Below are 12,356 nucleotides of genomic sequence, written 5' to 3' on the forward strand. Positions count from 1 at the left end.
ATCTCAAAACGAATTCGCAAGCAACACCTACAAAAATTTCTTAGCAGTAGATAAACGCAAATGCAACTAGCTCCCCTGTTCCCAATTGTTTATCGTATTCTTCAACCGAGTTTTCCCAATTGCCTTTGGCGTGGAAATCCTCATACTAAAGCGATCGCACTGACCTTTGATGATGGGCCACATCCTCAATACACACCCGAAGTTTTGGCAGTGTTAGACCATTATCAGATTACAGCCAGTTTTTTTTGGTTGGGTGTTTGCGTTAACCGTTCACCAGCGATCGCCAAAGCTGTTAGCGATCGCGGACACTGGATCGGATTGCATGGCTACGATCATCGCTCTTTTCCCCTACTTTCCCCAAATGACCTGAAGGATAGTTTAGAAAAAACCCAAGCTGCTATCTACAATGCTTGCAATCTCCAACCCGAACAAGTGCGAGATGTCCGTCCTCCCAATGGTTTTTTTACACCTGCTACTTTAAAATTGTTTTTGCAGTGGAATTATCGCCCAGTTATGTGGAGCGTTGTACCAGAAGACTGGGTGCGACCAGGTGTCAACACTGTAGTAGAGCGAGTTATGCAGCAGGTAAAAAATGGTTCCCTGATTGTCTTGCATGATGGTGTTTGCGGTGGACAAGATGTTGCTGCCATAATTCAAATTCTCATTCCACAACTGTTACAACAAGGATATGAGTTTGTAAATGTTGATACTCTGTGGCATCAAGCTAAGACTAATTAAAGTGTTGAGATTTTTAGGCTCTTAGTCTCAGAGGTTGTTTGAAAAGTCGCAAAGTATACTAAAGACCCCTCTACAAACCTCTCCCCGAGACGGAGAGAGGCTTTGAATCTTGCTCCCCTTCCCTACAAGGGAAGGGGCTGGGGGTTAGGTCTGTATTTCATGCAATTGAGAACCGCTATAGTCGAAAAATTTTGTATTGCAGGGTAGCTCGAACTATCGCTCCTTGTGGGCGACCTAGTTTTCCCTGTTCCCTTTTATATAAATTTTCTGAAATAATTTACACTTTTGACTTAACTGCTGGCTGTGATGTCTGTAAAGGCTGAGGTAAACTCCAGTCGGGACGCAAGGTAGCGGCGTTGCGTAAATAGATATGATGAATTGAGGCGGAGGCTGGCAGATAAGCGTGAATTAAGAACCTAATACAGCGCTGTAAGCTACCTTCAACGTGCATTTGTTGCACATCTAACATAGCCACATTATCCCAACCTGGTCGCGCTCTGGCGATCGCAGCTGGAAAAATCACATCCAAGTCGCGTGTCACTGAGAAAGTCACACTAATCATGTCAGTCGGCTGAAATTCATTCCGATTTTCTAGTTCATCCAGTAGTTCTGTCACTACGTCTCTGATTGCCTCAACAGTATTTTCGGAAACGGTTGTTGCTCCACGAATAGCCCGCATTTGCCACTCCACGCCAAAATCCTCCTTAATTTAGTCATTAGTCATTAGTCATTAGTCATTGGTCATTGGTCATTTGACTCTGAACAAAGGACAAATGACCAATGACAAACAACCATTTATGGTCTATATAACCACAACGGTAAACCACTAGTAGACACTTCAAATTCGAGCCAATCAATTCCAGATCGAATTCCTGATGAAAACTGACGACTCCCTGGTACAAGGCGACTCAATAAGGGTTTACGTTCTTCTAGGGTATAGCAGAGAGTTTTTTCTGGATCGAGTCCAACCAATTCTGCTGTCCAGCGACGGGCATCTTCTTCTGTGCCCAAGCGGTCTACAACGCCCAACTCTAGGGCTTGCTGTCCAGTAAAAATCCGACCATCAGCGAAACTTTTCACAGCTTCTACTGTTAAAGAACGGCCATCAGCTACTGTTTGGACAAACTGCTGATAACTTGTGTCAATCAACTCTTGCAGGATGTTTTCTTCTGGTTGAGTCAGCTGCCGGTCAAAAGCCAAAATGTCTTTATAAGGGCCAGACTTAATTACCTGGAAGGAAACACCGATTTTTTCTAGCAAGCGTTCCAAGTTATTTCCGCGCAAAATCACACCAATACTACCCGTAATTGTGCCTGGGTTAGCAACGATGTATTCGGCTCCTACGCCGATGTAGACACCTCCAGAAGCCGAAATATTGCCAAAGCTTGCGACGATTTTAATTTTTTCGCGCAAACGCTTCAGGGCGCTGTAGATTTCTTGAGAATCTCCGACTGTACCGCCAGGGCTATCGATACGGAGTAATAATGCCGGAAATTTTTTTTCTTCTACAGTTTTCAGTGCTTCTAGGACGCGTTTGCGAGTAGCACTGGCGATCGCACCAGTAATTTCAATCCGCGCGATTTGTTTTCTAAACTTGGGCTTAAACGGCCAAACCATGAGCTGTAAACATACCTCGTAATAAACTCAATATAAGATCCCCAGAGGTCATAAGACCTTTTTTGCTCTGTTAAGAAACATGAGCAGGCATTGTGTTTATCAAAATTTTAAGGAAGTTTTTATATTTCGCAGTGAGTTTCTTTGATATTCTCGGTGAATACTATTAAATCCCTTAAAAATTGCAGCTAACACACAATACTAAACTTTAGTCTAGCGTCCAACGCGGTAGTTTAACATAGACTATTTTAGCTGTTTTGGATAATTATAAGTTTCAAAGCCCTTACTATTATGGATTTTTGGCTGTTTTAAGATTGCTTTACTATGGTCGCGCAACTGCACTAATTATCAGTAAATGATAACTAATAACCAATAAGTATTTAATGAATAATTTCGATAATAAATTTAATTAATAAAAATCCATTCAGCCACACTAATCCCTATTTAGGTTAATACAAGTAGTACTTTAACTTTGGGAAATCTCAATTTTTTCTCTGTTGTAGAACTCATGAACCCTTAAAAAAGCTATTGATATTATCTAGGAATCTATCCGTAAAATTTGATACCGATAGCAAACATAAGTATCAAACAGCGCCCCGACAAAACTACAGGTTAAGCTAATGACAAATAATCCATGCAGGGGAGTTCCACTGCCAAAGATGGCAAGAAAATCCATAATCTGAGTAGCGATCGCTTCAGTAAACTCTTGTAAGCTGGGAAAGGAACCGATAAGAGATAAAAGAAGCAGTAATCCGCCCACAAAAAAGATGGGAGCGACAAAGCTAAAAATGATTGTAAGTAGTAAAGAGCGGAGAAAGTTAATTAAAATAGTCATTTAGGACAAACTCCGTGAGTAGAGATGATGCTAGCTAGATAGCGGTTTGTCATTTTCTACAATACGTGCGATCGCTCCCAAGTAGACGATATGTCAAAAATCTTAAGTTTTCATTAAAAGAAACGGCTACCAGTTACAGCACGTGCTGGGGCTTTCCAAAATTAATTGAATCAATCAAACCCTTGCAGAATAAGGCTTGTGGTCAAGATTAGCACCTATTCATTAGTTTGCAGCACGTTTAATCATAGCTTTCTTTTCTGAGAGCATGTTTAATCTAAGTTAATATTCAGTCCCCTTATTAGCCAGAGGCATGACGAAAACGAGATAGAAATAATCATTCCCAATTCCCAATTCCCAATTCCAACGACTTCCGCTATTCTTAAGGCAGTTACCGAGTTAGCTACAGAACATTGAACCAGACTACATCCAAATCCAGTTTAGGAGAATGGAGCCAGCGATTGCTGGCGGCGATTTTTCTGGGTGGGCAAGTCCTAGTTCACCTATTGAGAGGCAAAATCCATCGGCGCAACACCTTGGAACAAATGGCAGCAGTTGGGCCTGATTCCCTATTTATTTCACTCTTGACGGCTATTTTTGTCGGTGCAGTGTTTACCATTCAGGTAACGCGGGAATTTATTAACTTTGGCGCAGGAAACATTATCGGTGGAGTGCTTTCTATAGCGTTGACACGAGAACTATCTCCCGTCTTGACAGCAGTGGTTTTGGCGGGGCGAGTCGGTTCTGCCTTTGCAGCCGAAATCGGTACCATGCGAGTCACAGAACAAATCGATGCCATGTTGATGTTAAAAACAGATCCAATCGATTACTTAGTTATTCCCCGCGTTCTTGCTTGCTGTTTAATGTTACCGATTTTAACCCTCCTATCTTTGGTAACAGGGATGTTCGGAGGATTCATAATTGCGACAAATATCTACAACCTTTCTGATACGGTATTTCTAGACTCAGCCCGTAACTTTCTTGGTATCTGGGATATTTTTAGCGCCATGATTAAGGCGTGTTGCTTTGGCATTTTAATCGCCGTAATTGGTTGCAGTTGGGGGCTAACAACAACAGGAGGAGCCAAAGGTGTAGGACAGTCAACCACAACTGCTGTTGTGACTGCCTTACTAATTATATTTGTGAGCAACTTCTTTCTTTCTTGGTTAATGTTTCAGGGGCTTGGCAGTGCATTTTTGAAAGGCTAGAGAGACGCGATTAATCGCGTCTGTTAAAATTCCGAGTTCCTGACTCCTAAAATAGGAGATATGCCTAGTGACGTACTCCACACACTCCCCAATCGCGGGTAAATGTGGGCTTCTCAGTGACTCTTCTATGAAGACATTAACTGAGCTTTAAAGCCTTGCGCCCCAGGATCTTTGGTTTTATGAAAGTTTTGTTTTTTTGCAGGCTGCATTTCTGCATTTAATTGAGTTACACCTACGTTCAAATACTACCATGAAATTTGTTCGCTTCCTCCATCCTTCCCTCCCGCGCTATCGCTGTGCGTTCGGGAAACTGTCGTCAACTCACTCGTAATTCATCCCACGCTCCGTAAACGTGAGACGTGGGGCTTATTACTGTTTTAGCTAAAAAATAAAGCAGGGTTTAAGACTATGACAAGTTCATTTGCTCCTAACTCCACATCCACTGTGGAACTCAAGCCTAGTTACAATATACCTATAGTGTTGGTGATTGCCGCTATTCCGCTACTGTTAGTACAACCGTGGATAGGCTCTGTTTTCACACTGTTTGGTTTGTTTCTGATGTTTCAGGCGTTAACGCTGCGGTTGCAATTTACCGTCACTGACTTAGATATTTACAGAAGCGAAAAGTTGATTCGGCGCTTTCCCTACCAGGAATGGCAAAACTGGAGAATCTTCTGGAATAGAGTCCCCATCTTGTTTTACTTTAAAGAAATTAAAAGTATTCACTTTTTGCCAATTTTATTTGATCCCAACGCCTTGAGAACTTGCTTAGAACAACGTTGTCCGCGTATTTAGTCCTGATACCGATTACAGAACTTGGGGATTTTGCCCCAAGTCTTACCAAGCTTGATTTTATGCAGCTTTACAAATAATTGATATGAGTGCCATCTGTGCTGAGTCGTTTTGATCTAAACTCATAACTCAGCACCCATTACTCACGACTTTTATAGCAGGTCAATTGTAATATTTCTGAAAGCTATTTATTCTCGTCATAGGAATTACACTATTGTTTATGAACCCAGAGGCATCTCAAACTCCAGAACCAATTGATGAGCGGTTGGCAGAAAAACAAGAAGAGAACAATGCGGTTAAACATCCTGTAAATCCATCTGTTGATTCAGTGGAAGAAACAGGAGGCGTTAGCTCATCAGAAGACTATGCAACTTTTGAGCCACTCATCTCCAATGCAGAAGTGGTAGATACTACAGTAGAGCTAACAGAAAATTCAAATGGCGAGTTTGTAGCGCAACCCGAACCGGAAAATACTGCACTGGGGTTAGAAATCGGATTGTCATTATATGCAGAAGCAGAGCAGCGAGTGGTAGAGTTGCAAAGCACTGAAGCGGCTCTCAAGGAAGAAATAGCCAAACTACAAGCTTCTTACAAAAACCTTCAATCACTTGTGAGTGAAACTCAAACTTCACTGGGACGACTTGTGCAAGAGTCGCTGGTGCAGTTAGAACAACGCAAACAAACTCTGCAAATTTCTGTAGAACAACTAGAACGCCGCCAAGAACGTATTCGCAACGAGATGCGAACCACTTTTGCTGGTACATCCCAAGACTTGGCAATTCGGGTGCAGGGTTTTAAAGACTATCTCACGGGTAGCTTACAGGATTTGGCTATTGCGGCTGAACAGTTGCAACTAACACCAACTGTAGTGGCACGCGAAAAACCATCTGTGAAAGAGGTTAAACCTGTTGAACCCCAATCTGGAATCCCACAATTTGCCCAGCAGCAGTTTCAAGACACTACAAAACAAATTCGCCGCCTAATTGACCAATACCGCAATAAACCAGATTACTACGGGCCAGCGTGGCAACTACGTCGTACCTTTGAACCAATCCATGCAGAACGTGTCTCGAATTGGTTTTTTACCCAAGGGGGACGGGGTGGTTTACGGACAATGGGTAGTCGCTTACAGAATATTTTAATTGCCTCATCTGCAATTTCGATATTACACAAGCTGTATGGCGATCGCATTCGTACTTTAGTTTTAGCTAATACACCAGAGCGATTAGGTGAATGGCGGCGCGGCTTGCAAGACTGTCTGGGAATCGGTCGCCCAGATTTCGGCCCAGATCGGGGCGTGGTATTATTTGAAGCATCTGATGCTCTGGCTCAAAAAGCAGACCGATTGACAAAAGCCAATCAACTGCCCTTAATTATCATTGACGATTCAGAGGAGCAAATCAGTTTATCACTGCTGCAATTTCCTCTTTGGTTAGCCTTTGCTCCTGACCCCAAAACCGTGAGAAACTATGATGATGATTTTTAAATGAGTTATTGGGCATTGGGCATTGGGCATTGGGCATTGGGCATTGCTTTATCCTTTCCCATTCATCAGGGGCTAAACGCCTCGCTACCCCTGACAGCACTTATCACTGAGGGGCATTGGTCAAGAGTAATATCTCTTGACTTTTTTGAATTTTGAATGAGTAAATTTTAAATTTTAATATGGCTATTTGGTTAAGCGGATGTGCGGCAATCGTGGTGATAGCCTACCTGCTGGGTTCTTTTCCCACTGGGTATATTGCTGTGAAGCAGTTAAAGGGTATTGATATTCGGGAAGTTGGTTCAGGTTCTACTGGCGCAACTAATGTGCTAAGAACCTTGGGGAAAGGGCCAGGAGCATTCGTTTTAGTACTTGATACTTTAAAGGGAGTATTAGCGATCGCTCTAGTTTACTGGTTATTCGATTTCACTTCTAGTCAAAATTTTATCCCCCCTACAGTAGATGCACAATTGTGGGAACCGTGGATAGTAATTTTAACTGGGTTAGCTGCCATTTTGGGACATAGTAAATCGATTTTTTTGGGCTTTAGTGGTGGTAAATCTGTTGCTATCAGCTTGGGAATTTTATTGGCCCTAAGTTGGCAAATAGGTTTAGCAACAGCTGGTGTGTTTGCCATTGTTGTGGCGATATCGCGGATTGTCTCTTTGAGTTCAATTGTAGGTGCGATCGCAGTTTCCATTTTCATGGTAATCTTGCATCAACCTTTACCCTATATTCTGTTTGGGATTACTGGTGGCTTATATGTGATTTTGCGCCATCGCACTAATATTGAACGACTGCTTGCTGGTACTGAGCCAAAAATTGGACAAAATGTAGCGACCGAACCGGAACAAACTGCATGATAGAACAACCGCAAATGTATCTTTTGCACCCGCATTTAAGTCGGGTCTAAAATTACGAATTAACGTTACCTTTCATTAAACGGTGGATTAGGCGGCAAGGCCAGAAAAAAGCCCCACAAATACTTACTGAAGCGATAGCAGCCAACACTCGCCAACTCGAACTAGTTTCACTAGCAGATTCTGAAGATTGAGCTTGTGTACTTTTAGCTAGTTCTGGCACTGAATGAGATAGCTGACTGGCTGTAGTCACCCCTTCAATTGCTGCTCCAATGAGATAAGCTACTAGGGCAATTACTAGCCAGTGATTCATAATATTCAACTGTTTGGACTCTGAGCGTATGCTTGGCTGTGAGCAATCGATTTCTCGTGCTAATGATTGCCACCTTGCCCGAAGGATAGACGACCTTCAGCCGTATCACGAATTAGGGGTAGTTTAGATTTTATATAAGTATTAAGGCTGCTATCTGCTTGAGGATCAATCACCTGCTTCGCTTTTAACTGCTGGAGGAGCAAGTGTACTAAAGCAGCATCGTCAAAATGCAACAGGGTGTTGACCTGGGTAGACTCGATTACAGCCCAAAGCTGTTGCATCATTTTGGCAGTCACCATGAGTCTGTAACCTCTTAAGCTTTTCTTTATATTTACACAGATTTGGAATTTGTGGTTGGTTTTTATCTGAAGATTTATAAAGATGGCGGCTACAAAAGGCTGAGTAAGGCAATAGGGTTAAGTTGTGGCGTTTTCAAGAGGGAAACTTCCATTGCCTTCGCTTTCAAGTGCTTTTGCTAGGGTTTATTGTGAGCGTTTTATTATACAGGGAGCTTCTTTGCCAGGAGGATCGGCAAAAATAGCTAAGGTATGATATTCAGGGCTACCTGTTCCATACATCACTCGAAAAGTATATAGCTTGTTTTTACCTTGCCCTTCGGTAACAACTGTTAAAAGTGTATTGCTAGTGGTAGGAAGTCCAGGAATGTTCAGTTTTTTAATTCGTCTTAGTTGAATAACATTAGCAGCTGAATTTTTACAATCTCCTGTATTAGTATTAGATGCCGCACCAAACTGCATACATACTGGCCCATCAAAATCCATAATCACCTGTGATGGATCGTTTAACCAAACTTTTTTAATTACTTCTCCAGCTTGGATAAAACTTAAGTTTGTTCCTTGTTGATACGAAACATCAATAGTAGGTATTACTCCTCCTAAACCTTGTGCTTGACAGGAAAACATGGAACGTAAAACGGCATTTTGAGCTGCAGCACGACCTGCTACCAATAACATAGCAACTGAGAAAATTAAGGAAGCTATTTGTAGAAAATTAGAATTACTTAGCGTATTTCCTGACAATTTAGTATTCTTTTTCATGGTTGGAATGGTGGTATTGGTAGAGAAAACAAGGAGATATAAGAAACATGGAAATAAAACTAATTGCCAATTACCATTACCCAATCAAAAATCTAAAATTGGTATCAGTTTTACCTCCTAAAACTGCATTAATTGATTAACGTATATTTCAATATTTGTACCTGCTGGTAAAAACCAAACATTGGTTTGTTGAGACATTTGGGCGATCGCCTGTTGATTACGTTGTGAAATCTGAGGTACTACAGAGTTCAAACCACCTTCCACAACACCAGCCGCAAGGTTACGTCTATTCTTAGTTACAGTAGTCAGAGTTGTAGTGGTGCCATTTGAATTACCGTTTGCGTCGGTACTTTGTGTAGTAATTGGTTGGAGTTCAGTATCACTCCGATTTATTAACTCTGCTGCTTTACTAATACCTCCCAAAACAAATAATCCTGCATCCATTGACGCTATAGATGAACTTTTACTAGGAAATTTATTTGCTATTAAAGGTTTCCCTTGGGTACCGCGAATAATAATTGCATTCTTGGGTAAGCTTTGTTCTGTAAGGTTGCCATTATTTTGCGAGATAAGTTTGATCACGTTCATCTGCAAAAGACCTTGTTCGGAAAGGGAACGAACTTCAGTTAAGAATTCGGTGTTGGCAGGTACAGCGATCTTACCATCCGTAGATTTTAGCGGTTCTTTCAACCGAATCACAAATACGTTTTTCGCTTCGTCTGTTTCGGTATTCTTTCCTGCTCTAGTACTTTCCCCAAATATTGCTGTTGCCAACACAGCTTTGGCGCTAGTCCCTACTGCCACAGATTTTTGCCCCTGTTGCTGCACTTGACTAACCATAGGAGCAGTAGTTACTGGTTGGGTGTTTTGCGGTTGTTGCACCTGGGTATCCTTTGGAGGTGCATAAGTCGCTGCTGCCACGCTATTAGGTTGCTCTGTGACATTTACTTGACCATAACTACCTAATTTTGCTAACTTCGCCCATTCTTCAAGTGGGTTTGGTGGTGATGGTGGAGTTATATTAACCACTGGTTGAATGTCTGGCTTGACAACTGGTAGCTGGGCTACTGGTAAAGGTTGAGAAACAGGGATGCGCTCGATCGTGACTGTCCGAGGCGGCACGTAAGCTATTGCTGGAGGTGTTGGGATCACTCTCGGTTTACCTCTAGAAGAAACTAATGGTTCTGGTTGTACGGCTACTGTAGGCGTTGATTTTGCCATTCTGAGCTTTTGTTGAGCGGCTTTGACTAACTCTGCTTGTTCAGTTAGGGCCAACTTCGTTTTGAGAGTATCTACTTCGCTTGCTAGCTGTTGAGATATAGATTGATCGGTTGGCTGCTCCCGCACTGGTGGAGCAACAATAGTTCTTGGTTTTTGACTGCTAGTGTTCATCAGTTGGGACAAAAACACACCAGCCACCAAAACGACAGCTAAGGTAGAAGCCCCCACCAAAGCTAATTTTGCAAAGGGATTAGATGATAGGGGTTCTTTAGTCTGAACTTCTTGTGGTTGAGATTGTGGTTCAGAAACTGATGGTTGTGGTGTTGCAGAGTCTTCTGATGGTGGGGTTTCGGGATAAGAAGATTCTTCTTCAAAGCCCACCAACTTGGCCATCCGTGATTCCCAATCAAAAGCTTCTACAGATTGCAGTTGGCGATCGTCGTCGGTGGTTAGAGTAAATAGATTTTGTGGAGGAGTTTCTGCGGGAATTGAATATCTAGTCATGGTAGAGCTTAGTTTGGATTACCAGAACAATTTTTATCTTGGATTTCACATACATTATAAATTTCTAATCTGGCTTCACCGAGGCGGTAAGCTGCGAAATACGATGGTAGGGCTGCATTTGGCAGTGAAGTTGCTGGTTCATCTATAGCTCTAACTAGAATTTGTTTATTAAAGGTAACTGATTTTCCCAACTTATCATAACCGCTAAAAATTAATTGATTGGCAAATATCTCAACTTTCCACTTTCCATCGCCTATTTTGGTGGGTTGTGAAACTTTTTGTATTACTAATACATTCTCGGTTCCTCTAGTAACATTTTCAAATTGGCTATCTGGATTTAAATTAGTAATTTCTGACTTAAGTTTTTGTTTGAAATTATCAGCTACCAGTTGGGAGCTAACTTCCCAGACCTCTGTTGGTGGCTGCTGTTGTGACCAAGTAAGCATTAAGCTCATAGCTTCACCCACAAAGCGCCGAATAGTCTCTGATTGTCGCTCTAAATTTTGTTGGGGGTCTACTGTGATAGCGCGACCATCAACTAGTTGTACTAAACTTCGGGGTGTAAGTTTCTGACCTAACTGTTGTAACATTGACCCGTTAAATATTAGTAATAGCAAGGTAAACAGATGTAAACCAAATGTTCCTACTGCCAAGACTGGTAAGGGATTATTTTTCTTGTTTTCTGGTTTAAGTAATTGCATTAATAACTTATTTTTTATATTAAGATTTAAGTATTATCAATAAAATTAAAACCCGATTATTTTATAAAGCTACCACCTCTACTTCCGCATTCTTTTAAGCTGTCTTCATTCAGATTATTGTAGTTATCTAGCAAACATAAATTACGAATTTCATAAATTTCTAATTTATCAGCCCTGGTACTATAAATTGCTTTTTGCAAAATAGTACTATTGTCGATTTGGGGGTTAGCAAAATAATCTGTAGCACGGACAAGTAAATCTTTATTAAAAGGGGTTATGAGTTTTGCATCACCAATTCGCTTCTTTTGAATTAAGTCAGCTACCATACCCACTCTCCATTTACCTGGGGCAATTTTTTTTGGTGGATAAATCCGCTTAATAACTAATTGCGATGTCATAACAAGGGTTGCATTTTCAGAAAAAACTTCCGGCGGTGTCATCTCTGCAACAGTGCTTAAAAACCCTTTACGAAAGTCTTCTGATAAGGCAAAACTAGCTATCCAACTGCTGGTAGTAATTTTTTGGCTGCCACCTTGCAATGTTCTAATCGGAATTCCTAAATCTGCTTTTGGGTTGGCAACTTCTTCGATAGTTTGTGCTGGTAAGCTTCCAGACCAGCTAAACATTGATATCATCGTTTTGCTGATGAATCTGCGAATTGCTTCCGGTTCTCTTTCTAAATCATCAATATCAGCTACTGCTTTACCATCTATTAATTGCACAAAGTTGGGAGGTTTCCTCAGACTGAGTTGGCGAATATTTATGCCTTGAAGTATGAAGAAAAGTAAAACTAATATATGTAAACTAAAAGTAGCGATCGCAAAAACAGTCAAAACACTTCCCGTTCTTTGTCTTTTTTCTAGTAAACGCACCATTTACTGATCTCCTCCTCCAAAAAACTTCAGCTATTATACATATTAGGACTTACCCAAACAATAGCCGAAACCCTTATTTCCAGTTAGGGGCAATTCATGAATTGCTCCTACCGCGCAAATTCTTATACCTATATATATAATAATTTGTATTATTTTA

15 protein-coding genes are annotated in these 12,356 nt (G+C 41.3%); 6 read left to right on the forward strand and 9 right to left on the reverse strand.

Annotated features, from left to right (window positions below; translation table 11 throughout):
* Positions 1-60: 60 nt before the first annotated feature.
* Positions 61-738, forward strand: a complete 678-nt coding sequence (locus V7K98_RS16315) for a polysaccharide deacetylase family protein (protein WP_335023549.1) — start codon at positions 61-63, stop codon at positions 736-738.
* A gap of 277 nt (positions 739-1,015) precedes the next feature.
* Here the strand turns inward: V7K98_RS16315 and aroH are convergent, their stop codons facing one another.
* The 3 genes from aroH to V7K98_RS16330 form a co-directional block, all read right to left on the reverse strand.
* Complete coding sequence (aroH, locus tag V7K98_RS16320) at positions 1,016-1,429, reverse strand: chorismate mutase (protein ID WP_335023551.1); 414 nt, start codon at positions 1,427-1,429, stop codon at positions 1,016-1,018.
* A 104-nt stretch (positions 1,430-1,533) separates the two neighbouring features.
* Entirely contained in the window at positions 1,534-2,355 is an 822-nt protein-coding gene (gene sppA, locus V7K98_RS16325; RefSeq protein ID WP_335023553.1) for a signal peptide peptidase SppA, read from the reverse strand.
* Between the two features lie 535 nt (positions 2,356-2,890).
* Positions 2,891-3,187 (reverse strand): hypothetical protein, encoded by a 297-nt coding sequence (locus V7K98_RS16330; protein WP_335023555.1) that lies wholly within the window; start codon positions 3,185-3,187, stop codon positions 2,891-2,893.
* Between the two features lie 410 nt (positions 3,188-3,597).
* Here V7K98_RS16330 and V7K98_RS16335 point away from each other — a divergent pair, with 410 nt between their 5' ends.
* The 5 genes from V7K98_RS16335 (at position 3,598) to plsY (ending at position 7,530) form a co-directional block, all read left to right on the forward strand.
* On the forward strand, positions 3,598-4,392 hold the full coding sequence (locus V7K98_RS16335) for an MlaE family lipid ABC transporter permease subunit (RefSeq protein WP_335023557.1): 795 nt from the start codon (positions 3,598-3,600) through the stop codon (positions 4,390-4,392).
* Positions 4,393-4,800: 408 nt separating this feature from the next.
* Entirely contained in the window at positions 4,801-5,187 is a 387-nt protein-coding gene (locus V7K98_RS16340; RefSeq protein ID WP_335023558.1) for a DUF3119 family protein, read from the forward strand.
* Positions 5,188-5,404: 217 nt separating this feature from the next.
* Positions 5,405-6,670, forward strand: coding sequence for a DUF3086 domain-containing protein (locus V7K98_RS16345; RefSeq protein ID WP_335023559.1), 1,266 nt, complete (start codon positions 5,405-5,407; stop codon positions 6,668-6,670).
* On the forward strand, positions 6,671-6,826 hold the full coding sequence (locus V7K98_RS16350; RefSeq protein WP_335023561.1) for a hypothetical protein: 156 nt from the start codon (positions 6,671-6,673) through the stop codon (positions 6,824-6,826).
* Positions 6,827-6,849: 23 nt separating this feature from the next.
* The gene (gene plsY, locus V7K98_RS16355; RefSeq protein WP_335023563.1) at positions 6,850-7,530 is read left to right on the forward strand and encodes a glycerol-3-phosphate 1-O-acyltransferase PlsY; all 681 of its coding nucleotides are present in this window, start codon (positions 6,850-6,852) and stop codon (positions 7,528-7,530) included.
* Between the two features lie 52 nt (positions 7,531-7,582).
* On the opposite strand, the gene V7K98_RS16360 is transcribed toward plsY, so the two are convergent.
* From V7K98_RS16360 to V7K98_RS16385, 6 genes are all read right to left on the reverse strand, one after another.
* A complete protein-coding gene (locus V7K98_RS16360) occupies positions 7,583-7,840 on the reverse strand; it encodes a hypothetical protein (protein WP_335023565.1) in 258 nt (85 codons plus the stop codon).
* Positions 7,841-7,899: 59 nt separating this feature from the next.
* On the reverse strand, positions 7,900-8,139 hold the full coding sequence (locus V7K98_RS16365) for a hypothetical protein (protein ID WP_334862696.1): 240 nt from the start codon (positions 8,137-8,139) through the stop codon (positions 7,900-7,902).
* Between the two features lie 183 nt (positions 8,140-8,322).
* Complete coding sequence (locus V7K98_RS16370; protein WP_335023567.1) at positions 8,323-8,898, reverse strand: hypothetical protein; 576 nt, start codon at positions 8,896-8,898, stop codon at positions 8,323-8,325.
* A gap of 117 nt (positions 8,899-9,015) precedes the next feature.
* Positions 9,016-10,623, reverse strand: coding sequence for a hypothetical protein (locus V7K98_RS16375; RefSeq protein ID WP_335023569.1), 1,608 nt, complete (start codon positions 10,621-10,623; stop codon positions 9,016-9,018).
* A gap of 8 nt (positions 10,624-10,631) precedes the next feature.
* Positions 10,632-11,324, reverse strand: a complete 693-nt coding sequence (locus V7K98_RS16380) for a hypothetical protein (protein WP_335023571.1) — start codon at positions 11,322-11,324, stop codon at positions 10,632-10,634.
* A gap of 56 nt (positions 11,325-11,380) precedes the next feature.
* Positions 11,381-12,199, reverse strand: a complete 819-nt coding sequence (locus tag V7K98_RS16385) for a hypothetical protein (protein WP_335023573.1) — start codon at positions 12,197-12,199, stop codon at positions 11,381-11,383.
* Between the last annotated feature and the right edge of the window lie 157 nt (positions 12,200-12,356).

Origin of the sequence: Nostoc sp., from assembly GCF_036917435.1 — a bacterium.
GTDB lineage: Bacteria > Cyanobacteriota > Cyanobacteriia > Cyanobacteriales > Nostocaceae > Nostoc.